20 protein-coding genes are annotated in these 22,919 nt (G+C 69.2%); 6 read left to right on the plus strand and 14 right to left on the minus strand.

Annotated features, from left to right (window positions below; all coding sequences use genetic code 11):
• Positions 1-126 precede the first annotated feature (126 nt).
• The gene (fumC, locus tag ABD927_RS05390) at positions 127-1,515 is read left to right on the plus strand and encodes a class II fumarate hydratase (protein ID WP_345247108.1); all 1,389 of its coding nucleotides are present in this window, start codon (positions 127-129) and stop codon (positions 1,513-1,515) included.
• Between the two features lie 16 nt (positions 1,516-1,531).
• Here fumC and ABD927_RS05395 read toward each other — a convergent pair whose 3' ends face one another.
• From ABD927_RS05395 to ABD927_RS05415, 5 genes are all read right to left on the minus strand, one after another.
• A complete protein-coding gene (locus ABD927_RS05395; RefSeq protein WP_345247110.1) occupies positions 1,532-2,965 on the minus strand; it encodes a DHA2 family efflux MFS transporter permease subunit in 1,434 nt (477 codons plus the stop codon).
• A gap of 7 nt (positions 2,966-2,972) precedes the next feature.
• Positions 2,973-3,407 carry a MarR family winged helix-turn-helix transcriptional regulator gene (locus ABD927_RS05400; protein WP_345247112.1) on the minus strand — a complete coding sequence of 145 codons (435 nt, stop codon included), beginning with the start codon at positions 3,405-3,407 and terminating at the stop codon, positions 2,973-2,975.
• 119 nt (positions 3,408-3,526) lie between these two features.
• Positions 3,527-4,300, minus strand: a complete 774-nt coding sequence (locus ABD927_RS05405; protein ID WP_345247114.1) for an SDR family NAD(P)-dependent oxidoreductase — start codon at positions 4,298-4,300, stop codon at positions 3,527-3,529.
• Between the two features lie 35 nt (positions 4,301-4,335).
• The gene (locus ABD927_RS05410; RefSeq protein ID WP_345247116.1) at positions 4,336-5,328 is read right to left on the minus strand and encodes an LLM class flavin-dependent oxidoreductase; all 993 of its coding nucleotides are present in this window, start codon (positions 5,326-5,328) and stop codon (positions 4,336-4,338) included.
• 159 nt (positions 5,329-5,487) lie between these two features.
• Positions 5,488-6,612: a YeiH family protein gene (locus tag ABD927_RS05415; RefSeq protein WP_345247118.1), complete on the minus strand. Its 1,125-nt coding sequence runs from the start codon at positions 6,610-6,612 to the stop codon at positions 5,488-5,490.
• A gap of 102 nt (positions 6,613-6,714) precedes the next feature.
• On the opposite strand from ABD927_RS05415, the gene ABD927_RS05420 reads away from it, so the two are divergent.
• The gene (locus tag ABD927_RS05420) at positions 6,715-7,662 is read left to right on the plus strand and encodes a LysR family transcriptional regulator (protein WP_345247120.1); all 948 of its coding nucleotides are present in this window, start codon (positions 6,715-6,717) and stop codon (positions 7,660-7,662) included.
• Here the strand turns inward: ABD927_RS05420 and ABD927_RS05425 are convergent.
• The 3 genes from ABD927_RS05425 to ABD927_RS05435 form a co-directional block, all read right to left on the minus strand.
• Positions 7,638-8,546, minus strand: a complete 909-nt coding sequence (locus ABD927_RS05425; RefSeq protein WP_425570185.1) for a LysR family transcriptional regulator — start codon at positions 8,544-8,546, stop codon at positions 7,638-7,640. The two genes, ABD927_RS05420 and ABD927_RS05425, sit on opposite strands and share 25 nt — an antisense overlap.
• 95 nt (positions 8,547-8,641) lie before the next feature.
• Positions 8,642-9,568 (minus strand): Bug family tripartite tricarboxylate transporter substrate binding protein, encoded by a 927-nt coding sequence (locus ABD927_RS05430; protein WP_345247124.1) that lies wholly within the window; start codon positions 9,566-9,568, stop codon positions 8,642-8,644.
• Positions 9,569-9,727: 159 nt separating this feature from the next.
• The gene (locus ABD927_RS05435; protein ID WP_345247126.1) at positions 9,728-10,717 is read right to left on the minus strand and encodes a DODA-type extradiol aromatic ring-opening family dioxygenase; all 990 of its coding nucleotides are present in this window, start codon (positions 10,715-10,717) and stop codon (positions 9,728-9,730) included.
• Between the two features lie 232 nt (positions 10,718-10,949).
• Between ABD927_RS05435 and ABD927_RS05440 the strand changes: the two genes are divergently transcribed.
• A complete protein-coding gene (locus ABD927_RS05440; RefSeq protein ID WP_345247128.1) occupies positions 10,950-11,909 on the plus strand; it encodes a Bug family tripartite tricarboxylate transporter substrate binding protein in 960 nt (319 codons plus the stop codon).
• A gap of 36 nt (positions 11,910-11,945) precedes the next feature.
• Positions 11,946-13,595, plus strand: coding sequence for a GMC family oxidoreductase (locus ABD927_RS05445; protein ID WP_345247130.1), 1,650 nt, complete (start codon positions 11,946-11,948; stop codon positions 13,593-13,595).
• Here ABD927_RS05445 and ABD927_RS05450 read toward each other — a convergent pair.
• From ABD927_RS05450 to ABD927_RS05475, 6 genes are all read right to left on the minus strand, one after another.
• Entirely contained in the window at positions 13,589-15,226 is a 1,638-nt protein-coding gene (locus ABD927_RS05450; RefSeq protein ID WP_345247132.1) for a hypothetical protein, read from the minus strand. The two genes, ABD927_RS05445 and ABD927_RS05450, sit on opposite strands and share 7 nt — an antisense overlap.
• 369 nt (positions 15,227-15,595) lie before the next feature.
• Positions 15,596-15,745: a hypothetical protein gene (locus ABD927_RS05455; RefSeq protein WP_345247459.1), complete on the minus strand. Its 150-nt coding sequence runs from the start codon at positions 15,743-15,745 to the stop codon at positions 15,596-15,598.
• Between the two features lie 67 nt (positions 15,746-15,812).
• Entirely contained in the window at positions 15,813-16,943 is a 1,131-nt protein-coding gene (locus tag ABD927_RS05460) for an ABC transporter permease (RefSeq protein WP_345247134.1), read from the minus strand.
• A 193-nt stretch (positions 16,944-17,136) separates the two neighbouring features.
• Positions 17,137-18,303: an ABC transporter permease gene (locus ABD927_RS05465; RefSeq protein ID WP_345247135.1), complete on the minus strand. Its 1,167-nt coding sequence runs from the start codon at positions 18,301-18,303 to the stop codon at positions 17,137-17,139.
• Positions 18,303-20,096, minus strand: coding sequence for an ATP-binding cassette domain-containing protein (locus tag ABD927_RS05470; RefSeq protein WP_345247137.1), 1,794 nt, complete (start codon positions 20,094-20,096; stop codon positions 18,303-18,305). The genes ABD927_RS05465 and ABD927_RS05470 overlap by 1 nt, the downstream gene beginning before the upstream one ends.
• Positions 20,093-21,109 (minus strand): HlyD family secretion protein, encoded by a 1,017-nt coding sequence (locus ABD927_RS05475; protein ID WP_345247139.1) that lies wholly within the window; start codon positions 21,107-21,109, stop codon positions 20,093-20,095. Before ABD927_RS05475 ends, ABD927_RS05470 begins: the two co-directional genes overlap by 4 nt.
• Before the next feature lie 327 nt (positions 21,110-21,436).
• On the opposite strand from ABD927_RS05475, the gene ABD927_RS05480 reads away from it, so the two are divergent.
• Positions 21,437-22,522, plus strand: a complete 1,086-nt coding sequence (locus tag ABD927_RS05480; protein WP_345247141.1) for a fatty acid desaturase — start codon at positions 21,437-21,439, stop codon at positions 22,520-22,522.
• Between the two features lie 68 nt (positions 22,523-22,590).
• Positions 22,591-22,893 (plus strand): I78 family peptidase inhibitor, encoded by a 303-nt coding sequence (locus ABD927_RS05485; RefSeq protein WP_345247143.1) that lies wholly within the window; start codon positions 22,591-22,593, stop codon positions 22,891-22,893.
• The last annotated feature ends 26 nt before the right edge of the window (positions 22,894-22,919 follow it).

The raw sequence follows: 22,919 nt of genomic DNA on the forward strand, positions 1-22,919 counted from the left end.
CTGGGCGAAGCATCCGCTTTACCATATTTGGCAGGGTTCTTACCAATTTTGCCGGCAGGGAAACGAAGCGGAACGAGAAGCAGTTCTGTTACTCTGGCCGGCAGCGACAGCACAGGAGAGCACCGCATGAACACGCGCAAGGAAAAAGACACCTTCGGCCCGATCGACGTCCCGGCCGAACACTTGTGGGGCGCCCAGACCCAGCGGTCGCTGCAGTTCTTCTCGATCTCGGTGGAAAAAATGCCGCCCCAGCTGATCGAGGCGCTGGCCCGCATCAAGCGCTCGGCGGCGCGCGTCAACGCCACGCTCGGCCTGCTCGACGGCACGCTGGCCAAGGCCATCGAACAAGCCGCCGACGAAGTCATCGCCGGCAACTGGCCCGACGAATTCCCGCTCAGCGTGTGGCAGACCGGCTCCGGCACGCAGACCAATATGAACGTCAACGAGGTGCTGGCCAATCGCGCGTCGGAACTGCTGGGCGGCGAGCGCGGCGAGGCGCGCAAGGTGCACCCGAACGACCACGTGAACCGCGGGCAGTCTTCCAACGACGTGTTCCCCACCGCGATGCACGTGGCCGCCGCGCTGCAGGTGCAGCAGCGCCTGCTGCCGGCGCTGGCCCGCCTGCGCCAGACCCTGGCCGAGAAATCCCGCGCCTACGCCGACATCGTCAAGATCGGCCGCACCCACCTGCAGGACGCCACCCCTCTCACGCTGGGCCAGGAACTGTCGGGCCACGAAACGCAGCTGGCGCTGGCCGAGCAACAACTGCGCGCCGCGCTGCCCGGCCTGCTGCAGCTGGCCATCGGCGGCACCGCGGTCGGCACCGGGCTCAACACCCATCCCGAGTTCGGCGCGCGCGTGGCCGCCGACCTGGCGCAGGACACCGGCCTGGCGTTCGAGTCGGCGCCCAACAAATTCCAGGCGCTGGCTTCGCACGAGGCGCTGCTGTTCGCGCACGGCGCGCTCAAGACGCTGGCGGCGGGCCTGGTCAAGATCGCCAACGACGTGCGCTGGCTGGCCAGCGGGCCGCGCTCGGGCCTGGGCGAGCTGCGCATTCCCGAGAACGAGCCGGGCAGCTCCATCATGCCGGGCAAGGTCAACCCCACGCAGTCCGAGGCGCTGACGATGATCGGCGCGCAGGTGATGGGCAACGACGTCGCCATCAACATCGGCGGCGCCAGCGGCAATTTCGAGCTGAACGTGTTCAAGCCGCTCCTGATCCACAACTTCCTGCAATCGGTGCGGCTGCTGGCCGACGGCATCGCCAGCTTCGACAAGAATTGCGCGGCGGGCCTGGAGCCCAACCGCGAGCGCATTGCAGAACTGGTCGACCGCTCGCTGATGCTGGTGACGGCGCTCAACCCGCACATCGGCTACGACAAGGCCGCGCAGATCGCCAAGAAGGCGCACAAGGAAAACACCTCCTTGAAAGAGGCGGCGCTGTCGCTGGGCTTTCTGACCGAGGAAGAGTTCGACCGCTGGCTGGTGCCGGCCAGCATGACGCAGCCGGGCTGAACGGCCCCGCCGGCGGTCAGTGCCGCTTGTTGCCGCTGACCTCCGCGCCGTCGGTGGGCGACAGGCGCATGAAGCAGAGCACCGAGGACAGCGCAAGCAGCGCGATCACGACGTAGGCGGGCACCACGTGGCGCGACGCCAGTACGGTGGCGCCGTCCACCAGCATGCTCATCTTCATCGTGAACGCCGCCACCGCCACCCCCACGCTGATGGCCAGCTGCTGCGCGGTGCTTGCCACCGCCGTGGCCTGCCCCATCTGTCCGGGGCCGACGTCGGCGTAGACCAGCGTATTGACCGCCGTCATCTGCAGCGAGCGGAAGAAGCCGCCCAACAGCAGGACCGTCAGGATCACGATGTGCGGCGTGGACGGCGTGAACACCACGCAGGCCAGGATGCTGAGCGCCGTCATCATCGCGTTGTAGATCAGCGTGCGGCGAAAGCCCAGCGCCTGGATCGTGCGGCCGGCGCTGAACTTCATCATCAGCGCGCCCAGCGCGCCGACGAAGGTGAGCATGCCGGCAGCCACCGGGCTCAGCCCGAACACCACTTGCAGCTGCATCGCCAGCAGGAACGGCACAGAGCCGATGATCATCCGGTTCAGGTTGCCGCCCAGCACCGCGATGGAGAAGGTGCGCACCTTGAACAGGCTGAGATCGAGGATGGGGCTGGCCGCGCGCCGCGCATGCCAGACGTACAGCACGCCGCAGGCCAGCCCGCCCGCCAGCAGCGCCACCTGCACCGGCGCCGACACCACGTCGCGCCCGGCCACTTCGAAGCCGAACACCAGCGCCGCCATGCACAGGCCGCTCAGCAGGAAACCGATCACGTCCAGCGGCTGCGCCGGGTCGCTGTCGGTATCGTGGATGTAGCGCAGCACGAGCAGCACGCCCAGCACGCCGATCGGGATGTTCATGAAGAAGATCCAGCGCCACGAGCCGTAGGTGACGATCAGGCCGCCCAGCGCGGGGCCGAAGATCGGCGCCATCAGCGCCGGCATGCTGAGGAAGGACATGGCGCGCACGAGTTCGGACTTCTGCGTGCTTCGCAGCAGCACGATGCGGCCGACCGGCACCATCATGGCGCCGGCGAAGCCCTGCAGGAAGCGGCCGGCCACCAGTTGCCCGAGCGTGACCGAGATGCCGCACAGCGCGGAGCTGAGCGTGAACAGGAAGATGGCCGAGGCGAACACGCGGCGGGCGCCGTAGCGGTCGGCCGCCCAGCCGCAGATCGGCACGAACACCGCGGTGCTGAGCAGGTAGGAGGTGATCGCCACGTTGAGCTTGACCGGATCCTGCCCGAAGGAACGAGCCATCGCCGGCAACGCGGTGGCGATGACGGTGGAGTCGAGCATCTGCATGAACAGGGCGCAGCCGACGATCAATGGGATGATCATCGGCGCCAACCGGGCTTTCAGGCCATTGGGTTGGGACGATTTGACGATTGCTGCCATGTGTACCTCAGTTGCCGAGCTGCTGCAGGGCTTCGACCGCGTTGGCCAGCGCCGCCCGGGCCGCCTCCGGCAGCGCGGCGATGCGCCGCGCCAGCCAGTCGGTGCGCAGCTTGCGCACTTCCTCGAGCAGGCGCTCGGCCTGCGGCGTGAGCGAGAGCCCCACGCGCCGCTTGTCGGCGTGCAGGATCTGGTCGCGCCGGACGAAGCCCGCCGCCTCCAGTTGTTTGACGTGATTGCTCATCGTGGAGGCCCGCATGTTTTCGCGGGCCGCCAGGTCGTTGACGCCGATGCCGGGTTCTTTCTTGATCGTGGACAGCAGCATCATGCTGAGCTGGGAGACGCCCAGTTCGGGCGTTTCGCGCCGCAGTTGCCGGTTCAGGCGCAGCAAGGCCGGCCGCAATTGCGCGGCAAGCTCGATCGCCTGGGAGGAAAGATGATCCACGATGACCCGTGGCGGCCCGCGTTGCGGACCGTCAGCGCCTTGTCAATAATTTAGTTAGGAGAACTAACTATATCACGAAAAAAAGCAGCCTTGCCGGCTGCGTGGCGGGTGGTCTGCGGTCAGAACACGGGCGAGGAACCGCCGTCCAGGTTGATGCTGGAGCCGGTCACGAAGCTCGCGGCCTGCGAGCACAGGAACACGATCACGTTGGCCGCCTCTTCGGCCTCGCCCACGCGGCCGAGCGGGATGCCCTTGCCGAATTCCTCGTACAGCGCGTCGACGGTGATGCCTTTGCGGGCGGCCGCCTTTTCGTGCTGGGCGGACTTGATCTTGCCGATGCACACCGAGTTGACGAGGATGTTGTCGGCCGCCAGCCCCTTCGACAGCGACTTGGTCAGCGACAGGCCGGCCGCGCGCGACACCGAGGTCGGCATGGTGCTGGCGCCGGGCGCCTTGCCGGCGATGTTGGTGACGTTGACGATGCGGCCGCCGCCCTGCTTCTTCATCTCCGGCACGGCGAGGCGGATGCAGCGGATGGCGCCGAACAGCTTGAGCTCGAGGTCGGCCTGCCAGTCTTCGTCGGAGGCGGCCATGAAAGGCCCGGCCTTGGAGGTTCCGGCGTTGTTGACCAGGATGTCGATACGGCCGAAGCGGGCCGCCACGGCCTCGAAAAAGGCGGCGATATCGCCCGGGCGGGACACGTCGGCCGCCTTGCCCAGCACATTGCCACCCGCCGCCGCCAGCTCGCGCTCCAGGGCCTCCACCGGCTCCGCGCGCCGCGCGCAGAATGCCACGCTGGCGCCCTCTTCCACGAACTTGCGCACCACGGCCAGGCCGATGCCGGCGGTGGCGCCGGTGACGATCGCGACTTTACCCTTCAGACCCAGATCCACGTCGGTTCTCCTCTTGTTGGTAGATCAAACCGATATTAATCGCGCGCGGGAATCAGCTCGCTGACGATTTCGAATGAGCGCAGCCTTGCCTCGTGATCGTAGATCTGCGCGGTGATCATCAGTTCGTCGGCCCCCGTGCGGTCGGCGAACTCGTGCAGGCCGCGCCGCACGGTGCCGGGCGACCCGATCACGGCACAGCTGAGCGAGCGTTCCACGTGCGCGCGCTCGGCCGGCGACCAGATCGAATCCATGTCGTCCACCGGCGGGTTCAGCTGCCCGGGCATGCCGCGGATCAGGTTGACGAACTGCTGCTGCAGCGACGTGAACAGCCGCGCCGCCTCGCGATCGGTATCGGCCGCGAACACGTTCAGGCCCAGCATCACATGGGGCCGTTGCAATTGCGCGGACGGCTGGAAGCGGCTGCGATAGAGTTGCAGCGCGGCGTCCATGTAGGCCGGCGCGAAGTGCGACGCGAAGGCGAACGGCAGGCCCAGCTGCGCCGCGAGCTGCGCGCCGAACAGGCTGGAGCCGAGCAGCCACAGCGGCACGTCCAGGCCGGCGCCCGGCACCGCGCGCACCCGCTGGCCGGGCCGCGCGGGCCGGAAATAGGATTGCAGTTCGACCACGTCCTGCGGGAAGGTATCGGCGGTGTCGACCGGGCCGCGCCGCAGCGCGCGAGCGGTCTCCTGGTCCGAGCCTGGCGCGCGGCCCAGGCCCAGGTCGATGCGGCCGGGATACAGCGAGGCCAGCGTGCCGAACTGCTCGGCGATCACCAGCGGCGAGTGGTTCGGCAGCATGATGCCGCCGGCGCCGACGCGGATGGTGGAGGTGGCGGCCGCCACGTGCGAGATCACCAGCGAGGTGGCGGCGCTGGCGATGCCGGTCATGTTGTGGTGTTCCGCCAGCCAGTAGCGGCGATAGCCCCAGCGCTCGGCGTGGATGGCGAGGTCGCGCGTATTGCGGAAAGCTTCGGCGGCGTCGCCGCCCAGGCGGATGGGGGAAAGATCGAGAACGGAAAGTGCGGTCATGCTAAGGGCTTCCAGGCAAGGCGCGCCGCATCGTGTCGCCGCGCCGGACCCGGTCACTATACGCCCCGGCTCCCGCCCCTTCCGGGCAAGGCCCTGCCGCGAATGGGGTCGCGGTCCCCGGCGGCCGCTACCGGCGCCTTGCCGGCCGCGGCGCCATCGCTATCCCATCAGCGCCGTCACCCCCAGCCCGATGGCGCCGCCGCCCACGATCAGCCAGGCGAATAACAGCGCGGCCAGCAGCAGCGGCTTCTTGCCGGCGCGCCGCAGCGCCGACACATGGGTGGACAGGCCGAGCGCAGCCATCGCCATCGCCAGCGCCACCGTGCAGGTCTGGTCGAGCACGGCCACCGCGGGCGCCGGCAGCACGTGCAGCGAATTGACGCCCGCCGCGGCGATGAAGCCCAGCGCGAACCACGGCATCGCCTGCCATACCTGGGCCAGCACGCTTTCGCCGTCAGCGCCGTGCGCATGGCCGGCGCCGGGACGGCGGCACAGCGTGGCGGCCAGCACCATCAGGAACGGGGCCAGCAGCATGACGCGGACCATCTTGGTGATGACCGCGGTATCGGCCACCGACGAACCGAGCGAGGCCGCCGCGGCCGCCACCTGCGCCACCTCGTGCACCGTGGAGCCGATGTACAGGCCGGACTGGGCGGCCGACAGCGGAATCCAGCCCCACTGCGCGTTCAATTCCAGCATGACCGGATACAGGAACATGGCCGCGGTGCCGAACGCGACCACGGTCGACACCGCCACCGTCACCTGTTCGGCGCGGCCGCGCACCACCGACTGCGCCGCCATGACGGCGGCGGCGCCGCAGATGGCGCTGCCGGCGCCGATCAGCATCGCGTCTTCGCGCTGCAGCCGGAACAGGCGCACGCCGGCCAACCACGACAGCGCGAAGGTACTGGCCACCACCAGCACGTCGATCACGACGCCGGCGGCGCCGATGTGCCCGATGTCCTGGAAGGTAAGCCGGAAGCCGTACAGAATGATGCCGAAGCGCAGCAGGTACTGCTTGGACCAGCCGACGCCGGCCGCGCCGACCGGCGCGATCCGGCCGTATACGGTGTTGCCGGCGACGATCCCCAGTACGATGGCAATGGTCAGCGCGCTGATGCCGCTGCGCTGCAGCGGACCGATGCCGGCCAGCCACATCGAGGCCGCGGCCAGCGCCGCGCACAACAGCAGGCCGGGGCCGAGCCGCGCCGGCAGCGACGGCGCGGCCTTGCCGTGGTCGCGGCCTTGGACGGCGCCGGAAGAGGCGGAAGAAATAGAGTTCATATCGCTTTAAGTAATATGCTTATGAAACTCTATGCTTACGCTCCTTATCGGTAAAACGAGTTATTCAGCTAACGTTTACCGGTTGGGCAGCTAATGTTCCCCATGCGCCTGACGCTCAGACAACTGCAGATCTTCGTTGCCGTATGCGAAACCGGCGGCACGCTGGCGGCCGCGCGGCGCGTATCGATGTCGCAATCGGCCGCCAGCGCCGCCCTCAACGACCTGGAAAACCTGCTCGGCACGCGGCTGTTCGACCGCATCGGCAAGCGCCTCGCGCTCAACGAAAGCGGCCGGCTGCTGCTGCCGCAGGCGCAAGCGCTGCTCGACGGCGCGCTCGGCATCGAACGGCAGTTCTCCATCGGCGCGGCGGGCACGGCGCAGCTGCGGGTAGGCGCCAGCACCACCATCGGCAACTACGTGATGCCGCCGTTGATCGCCGATTTCAGGAAGCAGCTGCCGCAGGCGCGGATCGAGCTGCTGATCGGCAACACCAGCGACGTCGTCGCCCAGGTGTCCGGCTTCAAGGTGGACATCGGCTTCATCGAGGGCAACTGCCACGACGTGGAACTGGAAGCCACGCCCTGGCTGCCTGACGAACTGGTGATCGTGTGCTCGCCCGCGCACCCGCTGGCGAGCCGCCAGCGCGGCCGCCGGCTGGGCCCGGGCGATCTGCGCGCGGCCGAATGGCTGCTGCGCGAACCGGGTTCGGGCACGCGCGAAATCTCGGACCAGATGCTGCTGCCCCACCTGCACCGGTTCGACGCCGCGATGGTGCTGGGCAATGCCGAGGCCATCAAGCGGGCCGCGGCCGAAGGCCTGGGGCTGGGCTGCCTGTCGCGCTGGGTGGTGGCCGACATGCTGGCCGACGGCCGGCTCGCGCCGCTGCGCACCAGCCTGCCGCCGCTGGTGCGCCATTTCTACCTGATCCGGCACAAGCGCAAAGTGCCGTCGGCCGGGCTGGCGCGCTTCATCGCGCATTGCCAGGCTGCCACCCCGGCGCCGGGCCGCGGCCAGGCGCCGGCGGATCAGGCCACGTCCGGAAACGGATAGCTGCGGCAATGCTCGAGAAAGGCTTCGAGCCCGTAGGACAGGTATTTCTTCTGGTGGTGGACGAGGTAAAAGCGGCGGGTCAGCGGCGGCAGGTCGGTGTCGAGAATGGCGACCCGGCCGGAATCCACCAGGTCGCGCAGCGCCACGCTCGATAGGCACGACAGCCACAGCCCCTCGGCCACCGCGTATTTGATGGCCTCGGAACTGCCGAGCTCGATGTCGACGTTGAACTGGTGCAGGTAAGGCAGCAAGGCCTGCTCGACGGCGGCGCGCGTGCCGGAGCCCGCTTCGCGCAATAGCCAGCGGGCGTCGCGCAGCTGGGCGCGGGTGACGCGCCGCTTGGTCTGTGCCGCCAGCGGATGGCGGGACGAACAGAAGATCACCATTTCGTCCAGCAGCCAGGGGATGGCCTTGACGCCCGCCTCGGTGCAAGGCCCTTCGATCAGGCCCATGTCGACCTCGAAGTTGGCCACCAGCGACGATACCCGCGCGGTGTTGGCGATGCTGACCTCGATCGGCGTCTGCGGCGCGGCCAGGCGGTAGCGCGCCAGCAGCGACGGCAGCACGTAGCTGCCGATGGTGGCGGTGCAGCCAAGCTTGAGCGTGGCGGCGGCCAGCCCGCTGCGGTCGAAGAAGCCCCGTTCGATTTTCTGGGCATTGTCGAGCAGGGCCTGCGCCTCGGCCAGCAGCGCCCGGCCATTGTCGTTGAGCACCAGGCGCCTGCCGACGCGGTCGAACAGTTGCGTGTGCAGCAGCGATTCCAGTTCGCTGAGCGCGGCGCTGACGGCCGACTGCGACAGCGCGATGTCGGAGGCGGCCGCCAGCGTGCTGCCGCCCTTGGCGACGGCAACGAAGATCCTCAGCTGCCGCAGACTCATCGCCATCGCAGGAACCCGTGGAAACTTGCCGACGGACAGGATATTCGGTTTCGCCGGCCGGCGCCGCGCGCGGCCGCCCGGTCCGGCCGCCCGTCCGGCCGCTATTCCGGCCTGATGTTCATCGCCGCCACCACCTTGCCCCACATCTCGTACTCGGCGCGGGCCTTGCGGGCCAGCGCCTCGGGGGTGTCGGGCGTCGGGATCAGCCCCTGCTTGGCCAGCGCCTGGCGGACGTCGTCGCGCGCAAGCGTTTCATTGAGCAGCCGGTTATAGCGCAGCACCACGTCGCGCGGGGTGCCGCGCGGCGCCCACAACGCGAACCACGGCTCGACGTCGAAATCGGCCAGCCCCTGTTCGGCGATCGCCGGCACGTCGGGAAACAGCGCGAAGCGTTCCTTGCGGGTGCCGCCCAGCACGCGGATCTTGCCGGTGCGGGCGTTGGCCACCGCGATCTGGATCGGCAGGATCATGGTCTGCACCTGCCCGGCCAGCACGTCGGTGGTGGCGCCGGCCGACCCCTTGTAGGGAATGTGGGTGAGCTTGATGCCGGTCATAGACTGCATCAGCTCCATGCACAGGTGGTGATGGGTGCCCAGCCCCGGCGAGGCATAGTTGAGCTGGCCAGGCCGCGCCTTGGCGTAGGCGATGAACTCCTGCACGTTGGCGACCGGCAGCGACTGGTGCACGACCAGCGCGTGGTTGCCGTAGCCTTCGACGCCGATGGGCTCGAAATCGGCCAGCACGTCGAATGGCACGCTCTTGTAGAAATACGGGATGGTCAGGGTATTGGAGACGTTGTTGAGCAGCGTGTCGCCGTCCGGGGCGGCCTTGGCCACGCTGTCCATGCCGATCAGGCCGGAGGCGCCGACGCGGTTCTCGACCATGCACGGCCGGCCGGTCTGCTCGGCGAAATGCGGCGCCAGCACGCGGGCGACGAGATCGTTGGTGGTGCCGGCGGTCTGCGGCACGGTGATCTTGACCAGCCGGTTCTGGGACGGCTGGGCGCGCGCGCCCGGCATTGCGAACATGGCGGAAGCTCCGAACGCCGCTGCCAGGATGTCGCGCCTGCCGCGATTGCAGCCGGCCGGGGCGGCTTCCCGGCGCGGGGCAGTCAGGTGAGGGGCAGTATCGAATTTCAACAGGGTCTCCATCGTCATTATAGGTACGGGGTGCGGGCGGGCATGCGGTCAGCGCCAGGCCGCGAAGGCCATGCCGCAGCCGGTGCCGGCCTCGGAGCGATAGCACGGCACGTACTCGTGCCACTGCATGGACAGGTGGCCGGCGGCGGCGGCCGTCGTGATCCAGTTGCGGATTTCGGAGGTGCCGGAGTTCAGCCGGCGCGGGTCCAGGCCGCACAGCGCCTCGGCGTCGCCGCGGCGGCAGGCGTCCAGCACGAAGCGGTCCAGATCTTCGTCGACAGTGAAGTGGCTCAGTCCGCCGGAGGCCACGATGCCCACGCGCGCACCAGGCTCCCAGCTGCGCACCGCATCGCGCAATGCCAGGCCCAGTTCGTGGCAGCGGCGCGGCCGGGGCTGGTTGGGCGGGAAATAGGTATTGAGCGCGACCGGCAGCATCGGCACCACGGCCGACTTCATCAGCCGCTGGTGCACGAAGCCGAAGGCGTGCCCTTCGCCGTGCGGCTTGGCCAGGCGGCGGGACTGGCTGAGGTCGAAGCCGCGGTCCATCAGCACGTCGATGACGTGGCGGCCCAGCGCCGCGGCTACCGGGAAGGCGCGGCTGCGCTCCGCTTCATGGTATTGCGAGCGCGCCTTGCGCCAGAAGGCGGGCGCGTCTTCCGGCATGTCGAGCGGGTTGTTGACGATGGTGTCGCCCCAGTAGACCAGGATGGCCGGCATGTTCTCTTCACCGTACTGCTCGTTCTGGTCGTCGCCTATCACGATCAGGGCATCGAGCCGGCTCTGCGCGATTTCGACGGCCAGGCGCTCGATATGGCGTTCGCAGGCTGCGGCGCGCTCGCGCAGCACGTCCAGCGTCAGCTGGGGCGCGAGCTCGGCGCCGCGCCGCGCGCGCAGCGCTTCGTAGCTGACCGGCTGCCCCTCGGCATCGATCAGCTTGCGGCCGCTGCGGTCGATGTCGGCATGGCGGGCGTAATCTTCCGCCGGACTGTTCAGCAGCGGACTGTGCGACGAACCGATGCCAAGAACGATTTCAGCCATTGCGCTCCTCGGGCGGCCCTTGCCGCAGGAATGGAGGGCGCTACTGTAGGGAAGTCCACCCGGCCGGTAAAACGCAATGTTTCTATATCGTTTATGGAAAAACGAGATAGATCGGTACGGCGGAGGTGTTGACAGGCTCGGAGCACGTGGCTAACTTATAAAAAAGAACAAAAGTTCCTTTCTACAGAACGCAGATCGGCCTCAGTACAACAACGACAGACAGGAGACGAGGATGAAACTCTGCAGGCTGCTGGCCCTTATGTCCCTTGCCGCCGGCTCCGCGCTGGCGCAGACCGGCGACGACAAGACCCCCATCAAGATCGTCGTGCCCTACGCCGCCGGCGGCCCCAGCGACGTGGTGACCCGCGTGGTCGCCAGGCAGATGGGCGTATCGATGGGCCGCCCCGTGGTGGTGGACAACAAGCCCGGCGCCAACGGGCTGATCGGCATGGAACAGGTGGCGCGCGCCGCCGGCGACGGCAGGACGCTGGTGATGTTCTCGATGGGCGGCTCGGTCATCAACGCGGCCATGCGCAAATCGATGCCGTTCGACCTGAAGCGCGATTTCACGGCCGTCGGCAACATGGTCAACATGCCGCAGCTGTTCGTGGTGAACCCGCAGGTGCCGGCCAGGACCGTGCAGGAATTCATCCGGTACGCGAAAACCGCCAGCCAGCCGCCCACCTTCGGCTCGTCCGGCATCGGCGGCTCGCCGCATCTGCTGGGCGAACTGTTCCAGCAAAAGCACGGCATCACGATGACCCACGTGCCCTACCTCGGTACGGGGCCTGCCACCGCCGCGCTGGTGGCCGGCCAGATCCAGTGCATGTTCACCGAAGTGCCGGTGCTGATCCAGCACGTGAAGGCGGGCAAGCTGCGCGCGCTGGCCATCGGCAGCGAGGCCCGCGACCCGCTGCTGCCCGACGTGCCGACCGCGCGCGAGGCCGGACTGGGCTTTGCCGCCACCAATTGGTTCGGGCTGCAGGTGCCGGCCTCCACGCCGCCGGCCATCGTGGCCGAACTCAACAGGCACCTGGTGGCGGCGCTGAACGATCCGGCCACGCGCAAATCCCTGGAAGAGATGGGCGCCACGCCCGATCCGGCGCCGGCGGCCGCCTTCAACAAGCTGGTCAGCGACGACCTGGAGAAATGGACGGCCGTCGTGAAAAACGCCGGCATCACCGTCGATTGACCGTCCGCGCCCATCGGCCGGCAAAGGCATTCCGAAATGAATTCGTCTTCTTTACCCGCCGTCCCGCGCTTCGACTTCGTCATCGCGGGCGCGGGCTCGGCGGGCTGCGTCCTGGCCGAGAGGCTGTCCCGGTGCGGCCGCTATCGCGTCCTGCTGGTAGAGGCGGGCAGCGAAGCGCGCGGCGCGCGCTTCCGCATCCCGGCCATGGTGGTCAAGCTGCTGCCCGATCCCCGGGTAACGTGGCAGTACCACACCGAACCCCAGCGCAACCTCAACGGCAAGCGCCAGAAATGGATACAGGGCAAGGCCCTGGGCGGGTCCAGCTCGATCAACGGCTGCCTGTTCGTGCGCGGCGACCCGAGCGAGTACGACGCCTGGGCGGCGGCGGGCTGCCGCGGCTGGTCTTATGAGGAGCTGCTGCCGTACTTCAAGAAGCTGGAGAGCTATCCGGCCGGCGACCCCGCCACCCGCGGCCGCGACGGCCCCATCGCCTGCACGCAGCTGTCCGCCACCGACGCCCTGAGCGATGCCTTCATCGCGGCCTGCGAACAGGCCGGCTACCGCCGGTCGCGCGATTGCAACGATGGCGCCGGCTACGACGGCGTGTTCTACAGCCAGTACTCCACCCGGCGCGGCCTGCGCAGCAGCACCGCGCACGAATACCTGCGGCCCGCGCGCGGGCGGCCCAATCTCGTGGTGCTGACCAACGCGCTGGTGCGGCGGCTGCGCATGGACGGCGGCCGGGTCACCGGCGTCGAGGTGCGCAACGCCGACGGCACGACGGGGATCTACGGCGTCGACGTGGAAGCGATCGTGGCCGCCGGCGCGCTGCACTCCCCCGGCATCCTGGAACGATCGGGCATCGGGCGCCCCGAGCTGCTGCGGGAACTTGGCATCGAGGTCAGGACGGCGCTGCCGCAGGTGGGCGAAAACCTGCGCGACCATGCCAGCGCCCGGCTGACCTTCCGCTGCAGCCGGCCCATCACGATCAACGACGTGCTGCGCAGCCCGTGGCTGAAGGCGAAAGAGGCGCTGAAGTTCGCGGCCCGGCGCAACGGCGTGCTGTCGATCTGTTCGTCGACCGTGCAGCTGAATTGCCGCAGCCAGGCGCATACGCCCCGCCCCGACACCCTCATCCGCCTGCAGCCGCTGTCGGGGCTGGACCGCTATGCCCGCACGCCGGAGGCCGGCATGGATCCCTACCCCGGCTTCACCATTTCGGTCGGCGCGCTGTACCCGCAATCGAGGGGCTGGGTGCACATCCAGGACCAGGCGCCCGACGCGGCGCCCAGGATGGACCCGAACTACCTCGACGACGCGGGCGACCGGCAGATCTACGTGAACGGACTGAAGACCGCCCGCCGCATCGTCGGCGGCGCCGCGCTGGAACGGCTGGTGGTGGAGGAAACGCGGCCCGGGGCGCGCGTGGCCGACGACGCCGGGCTGATGCAGCACGTGCTGGCCAATCTGCAGACCAGCTGGCACGTGGCCGGCAGCTGCAGGATGGGCGCCGACGGCGACGCGGTGGTCGACCCGCGGCTGCGGGTGCGCGGGGTCGCCAACCTGCGGGTGGCCGACGCATCGGTCTTCCCCACGCTGCCGTCGAGCAACACCAACATCCCGACCATCATGCTGGCGGAGAAGGCGGCCGACATGATCCTGGCCGACGCCCGGGCTTCCTACTGAGGGCAGCCGATGCTGTAGTCCCACGCCGTGCCGCTGTTGGGCGCGTACAGCGTGACGAACACGAACTGGCCGCCGGCGTAGTCCACCGCCTGGCTGCTGACGCCCGACACCAGGCCGTTGGTGGTGAAAATCAGCGTGCCGTCGACCGCGCGGATGTCCATGCCGTCGGGAATGCTGTACATATCGTAGCTGACGTCGAACGTGCCCGACTCTTTGCCCAGCGCATAGACCTTGCTGAAAGTGCCCTGCCCGCCCGAGGCCTGCTGGGTCTGGCAGGCGCCGAGCGCGCGCACGCCGCCGGAGAAGCTGCCGCTGTTGCTGTTGCCGCCGGCCATCACGGTGTAGTTGCCGCTGAACTGGTCGTTGCCGTCGACGGTGGTCGAGCCGTTGACCGTGGTGGAACCGGCGACGCCAGTGAACGACAGCGAGCGGTCGCCGGGCTGGTAGGTGCCCGTCATGGTGTAGCTGGTGCCCGAGTTGTCGACCATCAGCCCGTTCAGCGAAGTTGCCACGGCCGGCGGCGGCGCCGTGATCGCCGTCCACGAATCGGCCGGCAGGCGGACCAGCGCCGAGACCGCCTGGTTGATCGTACGGTTCAGGTTGTCCAGCAGATCGGTCAGCGCCGGCAGTCCGCCCGCGCCGTTCTGCAGCACGTTGGCCATGTCGGCCAGCAGCGTGGCCACCGCGACGTCGCCGTTGCGCATGGCGTCGAGCGCCGCGCCAAGCAGGCGCTCGGCGGCGTCCGACAGGCTGCCCAGCGAATCGGGATCGGTGCCGGCCAGGCCTTGCCAGACCTGGTAGGCGCCCAGGCCCACCAGCGCCGCGGCCATCAGCCGCGCGCCGGCATCGCCCTGGCCGCCGGACAGCGCCGCGCCGCCCATGAAGCCGATCAGCGCGTTGCCCGCCAATTGGCTGACGGCCGACGGCGCCGACTGCGCGTGAGCGGCCGGGACGATCATTGCCAGCATCCGCTCGAACACGCCGGCGCGCAGCGTGACGGTAGCGGTCCCGTCCAGCATCAGCGGCGCGCTGGGCAGCGGCACGGCGCCGTCCAGGCCGCTGTTGCCGGCGGTGATCAGGCTGAAACTGGCCGTCAGCGGGCCGACCAGGTCGCCCGACATCTGCTCGCCCGCCACTGCCGAAGAGCCCAGGATGCGGGCCGCCGCGTAATCGGACGCGCTCTTGGTCACGGCCCAGCCGCTTTGCCAGGCGCCGTTCTGGTCGTACAGGTTGTAGTCGGTGCGGTCGTTGTTGACCGGCGTCACGGTCAGGAACGCGCCGCTGGCCTCGTCCACCACGCGCTGGATCTCGCCGGCCGGGCCGAAGAAGGCGCGGGCCTTGGCGCCGGAGCCATCGGCATAGGTGGCCTGGGTGATCATATCGGTCGACGGATCGGTCCAGACGGCCACCTCGCCGCCCTTGCCGTTGTCGTAGACGGCAGTCGCGCCGTTCTGGTCCCGGGCGTAGGTATCGACGTCCAGCTTGGCCGCTACCGCGGCCGGTGGCGAACCGGGCGGCGGCGAGGAGGATCCACCGCCGTCATCGTCGCCGCCGCAGGCGCCCAGCGCGGCCAGCACGCAGGCGGCCGCGGCCATCGATAGCCACTTCCCGACCGGGCTTCTGCCCGGCAATCCGATATCCATGTTCATCCCCCGAGGCTCGTCGCCGAAAACGTTCAAGTAAATGCCAGCTTCTTCTTGGAGAACCACAAAGACTGGCGATTGACGCGCCATGAAGTCTCGCGCCGGAGAAGATTGTTGAACGCTTGCTGAACGGCGGGCATTCTCCAAAGAGCCTATGCCGCGTGGATCGCCGCCGCGTGCAAGACGCCGCGACCAACGAGGGGAATGGAAGGCTTCCCCGGGGAAAGACGGGCAGGCCGCTGCCGCGGCCGCCCTCGAATGCCGATGGGGCGGAAGAACTATTACCAAAGGCAGGTATGGCGACCCGGCGTACCGAGCGCAGCGGACCCGGGCGGCTGTGCGCAGCCGCCTCCCTGGCTACGCCGTGGTCTGCGCCAGCGTCGCCCGCACCCGCTCCGGCGTGAACGGCGCCTGCCGCAGGCGGGCGCCGACCGCGTCGAACACGGCGTTGGCGATCGCCGCGCCGATCGGCATCGAGGCCGGCGCGCCGGCGCCGGTCGAGGCCACCTCGGGCCGCGTGGACGTTCGGACTCCAGTTCGCGGAATTCTTATAGCGGGAGGCGGCGGCCGCGCCTCAGACGAGCCGATTGCGGAACAGCCAGGCGGCCAGCGGCAGGGTCAGCGCAGCCAGGCAGACGAAGGGCACGAAGTCGTGCCAGACCTGGCCCAGCGTGGCGCCTTCGAGGTAGACCCGGCGCACCAGGTCGATGGCAAAGCGCAGCGGGTTGGCATAGGTGGCGATCTGGAAGCCTTCGGGCATGTTGCGCACCGGCGTGGCCAGGCCCGACAGCAGCACCAGCGGCACCAGCAGCACGAAGGTGTACAGCATGGCCTGCTGCATATTGTCGGACAGCGCCGAGATCGACAGCCCGAAGCCGACGATGGCCAGCGTGAACATCAGCAGGCCCGCGCCCAGCGCCAGCGCGTTGCCGGCCATCGGCACGCCGAACCACCAGCGCGCGATCAGCACCACCAGCAGCGATTGCAACAAACCGATGGCGATCGCCGGCAGCGCCTTGCCGATCATGATCTGCCCGGGCGTGGCCGGCGTCACCAGCAGCAGGTCGAAAGTGCCCTGCTCGCGCTCGCGCGCCACCGACAGCGCCGCCAGCATCATCACCTGGATCATGCTCAGCGACGCGATCAGGCCGGGCATGATGTTCCAGCGGGTCTCCAGGTTGGGATTGAACCAGGCGCGCGCCTGCACCGTGACGGCGGGGCGCGCGGCAGCGGGCAATGCGGCATTGAAGTCGGCCACCACCGCGCGGACCTGCGCGGCGGCGTTGCCGGCAGTGGTGGAGTTGCGGCCGTCGAGCACCACCTGCAGCGGGGCGGCGCCGCCCGCGCCGAGCCGGGTCTCGAAGTCGGCCGCGAATTGCAGCACCAGCAAGGCGCGGCCCGAGTCGATCGCGCCGGCGATCTGGTCCGGCGACTGCAGCGTGGCCACGCGGTGGAACACGCCGGTGCCGTCGAGCCGCGCCAGCAGGCGCGCCGACTGCTCGCCGCGGCTCTGGTCCAGCACCGCATAGGGCACGTTGGTGAGGTCGAAGTTGGCGCCGTAGCCGAACAGCAGGCTTTGCAGGATCACCGGCACCACCAGGATCACGCGGTTGGCCGGGTCCTTCAGCACGGCCAGGAATTCCTTGCGGCACAGGTTGGCGAGCTGGCGCAGGTAGTCGAGCAGGATGTCCACGCTGGCAATCATAGTGCTACGCCCCACCCAATGCATGCCCCCAGACCGCCCCTCCAGGATGCGGCGGATCCGGCTCCGCCGGTCCGCCCGCATCGCCCCTTGAGGGGCGCGCGAAGCGCGTAGGGGTGGGCTTTCCCCCCGGGCGCGCGAAGCGCGTAGGGGTGGGCTTTCCCCCCGGGTGCGCGAAGCGCGTAGGGGTGGGCTCTCAATCCAGCCGCTTGCGGGTGACCGCCAGCGCCAGGGCCAGCAGGACCACCGCGTACAGCGCGAGTATCCCGCAGTCCTTGAGCACCAGCGGCCAGTAGGTGCCGGCCAGGAACAGCGTCCTGACCAGTTCCATGAAATACGTGGCCGGCAGCAGGTGGCCCACCGTCCGCACGGCCGGCGGCACGTTGCGCAGGTCGAACACGAAGCCCGACAACATCAGCGACGGCATGAAGCTGGCCAGGATGGCGATCTGGCTGGCCAGGAACTGGTTGCGGGTGAAGGCCGAGATCAGCAGGCCGATGCCGAGCGACACGATCATGTAGAGCATGCTGGCCGCCAGCAGCACCAGCAGCGAACCGTGGATCGGCACGGCGAACAGCAGCCGCGCCGCCACCAGGCACAGCGCCAGCCCGGCCAGGCCGACCAGGAAGTAGGGCACGATCTTGGCCAGCAGCACCTCCACCGGCCGCACCGGGGTCACGAACAGCGCTTCCAGCGTGCCGCGCTCCCATTCGCGCGCCATCACCAGCGCGGTCAGGAAGGTGCCGACCAGCGTCATGATGAGCACCACCAGGCCGGGCACCAGATACCAGGTGCTGGTGTTGGCGGCGTTGAACCACATGCGGTCCACCACCGTCACGCCGGCGCCGGCCGCCGGGCCGCCGGCGCGGTCCTGCCGCTTCTGCGCCCATATCGCCACCGCGCCTTCCACGTAGCCCTGGATGGCCGCCGAGCGGATCGGGTCGCTGCCTTGCAGCAGCAGCTGCACGCGGGCGTCGCCGGCGGCCAGCCGGCGGGCGAAATCGGCCGGCAGGTGGACGGCCGCGTCGGCCTCGTGCGTGTCCATCAGGCGGCGCGCCTGCGCCAGCGAACGCACGACGGTGGCAGACATGTAGGTCGAGCCGTCCAGGGCGGCGGCGATCTCGTGCGCCTCGGGCGAGCCGTCTTCCAGCGCCACGGCCAACCGGGCGTCGCGCACGTCCAGCGACAGGCCATAGCCGAATATCAGGATCAGCGCGATGGGCAGGCCGACGCCGATCAGCAGGTTGCTGCGGTCGCGCAGCAATTGGCGGAACTCCTTGCGCGCCAGCGCGCGCAGCCGCAGCCAGAAATGCCCGCGCTGGCTGCCGCCGGGGCGCTGCGTGGGCGCGCGGCGCCCGCGCATCAGGCCGTCCTCCGCGAGCCGTCCGCCGCGCGCGCGGCGCGGTTGCGTTCGACGATGCCGATGAAAGCCTGTTCCATGTCGAGCCGGCGCTCGGCGGTTTCGCCGGCCTGTCGGCGCACCTCTTCCGGCGTGCCCAGCGCCAGCAGGCGGCCGGCGTCCTGGATGACGATGCGGTCGCAGTATTCGGCCTCTTCCATGAAATGGGTGGTGATCACGATGGTGGTGCCGGCGGCCGCCAGCGCGGTGATGCGGCGCCAGAAACCGCGGCGCGCCAGCGCGTCGGCGCCGCTGGTGGGTTCGTCCAGGAACAGGATGTCGGGCTCGTGCAGCAGGCCCACGGCCATCGCCAGCCGCTGCTTGACGCCGCCCGGCAGCTGGCCGGCCGCCTGCTGCTGGTGGCCATGCAACTGGAACTGGCTTACGACTTCGGCCATGCGCGCCTGCAACCGCGCGCCGTGCAGGCCATAGGCGCCGCCGAAAAAGCGCAGGTTCTCGCGCACCGACAGATTGCCGTACAGCGCGAACTTCTGCGACACATAGCCGATGCGGCGGCGCGCCTGGGCGCTGGCGGTGCGCATGTCCAGCCCGGCCACCCGGGCCTGGCCGCCGCTGGGCGGCAGCAGGCCGCACAACATGCGGAAGGTGGTGGTCTTGCCGGCGCCGTTGGGGCCCAGCAGGCCGAAGATCTCGCCGCGACGGACACTGAAGGTGGTCTTGTCGACGGCGGTGAAATCGCCGAAGCGGCGGACGAGGTCTTTGACTTCGATGACGGCGGGAGCGTCGGCGGAGGCCGCGCCCGATCCGGCAGGGCCGGACGGCGCGGCGGCCGTTGCCGCCGGCGCCCCTTCGCTGCGGGCGCGCAGCAGCACCATGAAACCGTCTTCCAGCGCCTCGGCCACCGACCGCACGCGGTCGGCGGCCAGACCCAGCGCCGCGGCGTCGATGCCGGGCCGGCCGATGAAGTGCACCCGCCCGCCATGCGGCACGGCATCGATGACGGCCGCATCGTTGTCGAGCAATCGCGCCTGCAGCCTGCGCGCCGGCTCATCCGGCGGCGGATCGGCCTCGAAGCACAGGCCGCGCGCGCGGGCGGCGATCTCGCCGGGACTGCCGCCGGCCAGCAGGCGGCCTTCCTGCAGCACATAGACCCGGGCGCAGCGCGCGGCCTCGTCCAGGTAGGACGTGGCCAGCAGCACCGACAGCCGTTCCTCGGCGATCATCTGCTGCACGATCTCCCACAGCTCGCGGCGCGACAGCGGATCGACGCCGACCGTGGGTTCGTCCAGCAGCAGCAGGTCGGGCGAGCGCACCAGCGTGCAGGCCAGGCCCAGCTTCTGTTTCATGCCGCCCGACAGCTTGCCCGCCGGCCGCGACGTGAAGCGCGCCAGGTCGGTCATCTCCAGCAGGCGGGCGAAACGCTGGCCGCGCTCGGCCGCCGGCACCGCGTGCAGGTCGGCGTACAGGTCGAGGTTTTCCTGCACGCTCAGGTCTTCGTACAGGCCGAAGCGCTGCGGCATGTAGCCGATGCGGTCCTGCACCGCCTGCGGCTGGCGCGCGACGTCCATGCCCAGCACCGACAGGCTGCCGGACTGCGGGCGCATCAGCCCGGCCACCAGGCGCAGGAAGGTCGTCTTGCCGGCGCCGTCGGGGCCGACCAGCGCGGTCAGCTCGCCTTCGGCCGCCTGCACGCAAAGGCCGGCGAGCGCATCGACGGTGCGCCGGGTGGCGGCGTCGTGGAACTGCTTGCCGAGATCTTGGGCGTCCACGACCAGCGGCCGGGCGGCTCCGGTCATGAACGATCCTTGCCGTCCGCCGCCGGCGCCAGGTCGATGCGCACCGTGGCCGGCATGCCCAGGCGCAGCGTGTCGTCCGGATCGTCGACCAGGATGCGGATCTCGTAGACCAGGTCGGTGCGCAGATCTTCGGTCTGCACGGTCTTGGGCGTGAACTCGGCCACCGACGAGATGAAGCCGATGCGCCCGGCGATCGGCGAGCCGGGCGCGCTGTCGGTGGTGACCGACGCCGCCATGCCTTGCCGGATGCGGCTCAGGTGGGGTTCGTCGACATAGGCCCGGACCCACTTGGGATCGGTCAGCGCCAGGGTGTAGGCGGGCCGCTGCGGCGAGGCCATGTCGCCCGGCTCCAGCAGCCGCGCCCGCACCACGGCCGCCTGCGGCGCCTTCAGTTCGGCCAGGTCGATGCGATGCTGCAGCAGGGCCTGCTCGGCCCGCGCCGCTTCCAGCTGCGCTTCGGCGCGGGCGATGTCTTCGCGGCGCGGCCCGACCCGGGCCAGCCGCTCGGCCTGGCGCTGCGCCTGGAGCCGGGCCTGCGCCACCTGCATCTGGGCGCGGGCGTTGTCGAGCTCCACCCCGGCGACCGCCTGCCCGCCGGTGCTGGCGGCGGCTTGTTGCAAGCGGTCCAGCTGCAGGCGGCTGCGTTCGACCTCGGCCCGCGCGGCGGCGACCTCGGCGCTTGCCTGCCGGATCTCCTCCGGCCGGCTGCCATTGCGCAACGCCAGCAGCGACTGTTCCAGCACCGCCACCTGGGCCGCGGCCTGCGCCAGTTGCAGACGCGCGGTGCGCGTGTCCAGCACCGCCAGCACCTGGCCGGCCTGCACCCGGTCGCCCTCCTCCACCCGCATCTGCGCCACGCGGTCGCTGCCTTCGAACGCCAGGGAGATCTGGCGGATGTCGACGTTGCCGTACAGGGTAAGGCTGCCGTCGTCCGGCCGGGAGCCCCACAGAAACCAGACGGCGGCGATGCCGGCCGCCAGCAGCACCGCAAGGACAAGAAGCTTCTTGATCATGAAGAAAGGATCCAGGTATCCGTCAATCCGAATACTAATGGGCCAGACGCCCTCGCGGGCGGGCTGCCCCGCGGGAAGGCCGCATGCGGCGGAAGGCGGCGATAAGAATCAGGCGAAACGCATCGAGACGACATTGCCCTTTGCATCGCGCGCGGACTTCAATATATTAATGAGAACCATTCCCAGCCCAATGCACGGCAATCGTCCGGCCCTTGACGCCGATCAAGACCGGCCCGGACGCCCTGACTGACCATCCGGTACGCGCCGCGCAGCCCATCCGCGGCGGCCGCCGCCGGCCATACTCCTGAAAGAGGATCGAATCGACCCATGACGATGCCCGTCCAGCCCCTTCCTTCAGGCGAGCCGCTGCCGCCCCGGAAGATCCTGCGTTCCTGGCTGGAACCGCAATCCCGGCGCACGACGGCCCGGCCCATTGCCCTGCTGCTGCTGGATTACGTCCTGCTGGCCGGGCTGCTGGCGCTGGTCATATTCGCGCGCAGCACGGCGCTGAAACTGGCCGGCGCGCTGGCCGCGGGCTTCGTCATCGGGCGGCTTTTCATCATCGGCCACGATGCCTGCCACCAGAGCCTGACGCCGCACCGCGCCCTCAACAAATGGCTGGGCCGCCTCGCCTTCCTGCCGTCGCTGACGCCCTACAGCCTGTGGGAAGTCGGGCACAACGTGGTGCACCACGGCTACACGAACCTGAAGGGCGTCGATTTCATCTGGGCGCCGCTCAGCCTGGCGGAATTCCGCGCGCTGCCGCGGCCGCGCCAGTGGCTGGAACGCCTCTATCGAAGCGGGTGGGCGCCGGGCCTCTACTACATGGTGGAGATCTGGTGGCGCAAGATGTTCTTTCCGGGCAAGGCGGCGATGCCCAGCCGGCGGCCGGTATTCTTCAAGGACTGCTGGCTGGTGGCGCTGTTCGGCGCCGGCTGGCTGGGCGTGCTCGCATGGGCCGCCGTCGCCACCGGCCAGCCGGTGCATTGGCTGCTGGTATTCGGGTTTCTGGTGCCGTTCCTGTTCTGGTGCTCGATGATCGGCTTCGTGGTCTACGTTCACCATACCCACGAACGCGTGCGCTGGTACGACGACCGGTCGGCCTGGAGCCGCGCGCAGCCCTTCGTGACGACCACCGTGCACCTGACCTTCAGGTGGCGTGTAGGAGCGCTGCTGCATCACATCATGGAGCACACCGCCCATCACCTGGACATGGGCATTCCTCTGTACAAGCTGAAGGAAGCGCAGGCCCGGCTCGAAGAACTGCTGCCGCAGCGCATCGTGATCCAGCCTTTCTCGTGGCGCTGGTACTTCGCGACCGCCCGCCGCTGCAAGCTGTACGATTTCAAGGCCGAGCGGTGGACGGGGTTCGACGGCTCGCGGCCGCCAGCGCAGCAGCTCCGGCCCGAGTAGCGCCGCCATCACCTGCGCGGCCCTGCCCGACCTCGCTCGATGAAGTCCACGCTTATGAAAGGACAGATATGGCCAAGACATCGACTCTGCTCACTATCGGAATACTGGGACTTGCGGCTACGGCCATTGCCGCTTGCCAGAGCGTTACGGGGCAGGATGGCGCAGGGCCCGGCGTTTGCCGACGTGACGCCGCCACCTCCTTGAAGGGCAAGGATCGACTGACAGACGAGCAAGCCAGGCAGGCAACCGGCGCAACCATTGTTCGCCAGGTCACGCCCGGCCAAGCCGTAACGATGGACTATCGTCAAGAGCGTGTGACGATAGAAACCGATCCTGAAACGGGCAAGATCGTTCGCGCCATCTGCGGTTAGGGCAGGAAGTCGTTCTGGGCTGACGT

The sequence above is a fragment of the Pigmentiphaga soli genome, assembly GCF_039541095.1.
GTDB lineage: Bacteria > Pseudomonadota > Gammaproteobacteria > Burkholderiales > Burkholderiaceae_B > Pigmentiphaga > Pigmentiphaga soli.

What these genes read in the sequence shown, in the direction of transcription:
- ABD927_RS05435 (WP_345247126.1), bottom strand. Translation starts at nt 10,717, where the DNA reads ATGGCTGAAATCGTTCTTGGCATCGGTTCGTCGCACAGTCCGCTGCTG.
- ABD927_RS05445 (WP_345247130.1), top strand. Translation starts at nt 11,946, where the DNA reads ATGAATTCGTCTTCTTTACCCGCCGTCCCGCGCTTCGACTTCGTCATC.
- ABD927_RS05395 (WP_345247110.1), bottom strand. Translation starts at nt 2,965, where the DNA reads ATGGCAGCAATCGTCAAATCGTCCCAACCCAATGGCCTGAAAGCCCGG.
- ABD927_RS05470 (WP_345247137.1), bottom strand. Translation starts at nt 20,096, where the DNA reads ATGACCGGAGCCGCCCGGCCGCTGGTCGTGGACGCCCAAGATCTCGGC.
- ABD927_RS05465 (WP_345247135.1), bottom strand. Translation starts at nt 18,303, where the DNA reads ATGCGCGGGCGCCGCGCGCCCACGCAGCGCCCCGGCGGCAGCCAGCGC.
- ABD927_RS05480 (WP_345247141.1), top strand. Translation starts at nt 21,437, where the DNA reads ATGACGATGCCCGTCCAGCCCCTTCCTTCAGGCGAGCCGCTGCCGCCC.
- ABD927_RS05410 (WP_345247116.1), bottom strand. Translation starts at nt 5,328, where the DNA reads ATGACCGCACTTTCCGTTCTCGATCTTTCCCCCATCCGCCTGGGCGGC.
- ABD927_RS05440 (WP_345247128.1), top strand. Translation starts at nt 10,950, where the DNA reads ATGAAACTCTGCAGGCTGCTGGCCCTTATGTCCCTTGCCGCCGGCTCC.
- ABD927_RS05485 (WP_345247143.1), top strand. Translation starts at nt 22,591, where the DNA reads ATGGCCAAGACATCGACTCTGCTCACTATCGGAATACTGGGACTTGCG.
- ABD927_RS05420 (WP_345247120.1), top strand. Translation starts at nt 6,715, where the DNA reads ATGCGCCTGACGCTCAGACAACTGCAGATCTTCGTTGCCGTATGCGAA.
- ABD927_RS05430 (WP_345247124.1), bottom strand. Translation starts at nt 9,568, where the DNA reads ATGTTCGCAATGCCGGGCGCGCGCGCCCAGCCGTCCCAGAACCGGCTG.
- ABD927_RS05460 (WP_345247134.1), bottom strand. Translation starts at nt 16,943, where the DNA reads ATGATTGCCAGCGTGGACATCCTGCTCGACTACCTGCGCCAGCTCGCC.
- ABD927_RS05425 (WP_425570185.1), bottom strand. Translation starts at nt 8,546, where the DNA reads ATGGCGATGAGTCTGCGGCAGCTGAGGATCTTCGTTGCCGTCGCCAAG.
- ABD927_RS05475 (WP_345247139.1), bottom strand. Translation starts at nt 21,109, where the DNA reads ATGATCAAGAAGCTTCTTGTCCTTGCGGTGCTGCTGGCGGCCGGCATC.
- ABD927_RS05415 (WP_345247118.1), bottom strand. Translation starts at nt 6,612, where the DNA reads ATGAACTCTATTTCTTCCGCCTCTTCCGGCGCCGTCCAAGGCCGCGAC.
- fumC (WP_345247108.1), top strand. Translation starts at nt 127, where the DNA reads ATGAACACGCGCAAGGAAAAAGACACCTTCGGCCCGATCGACGTCCCG.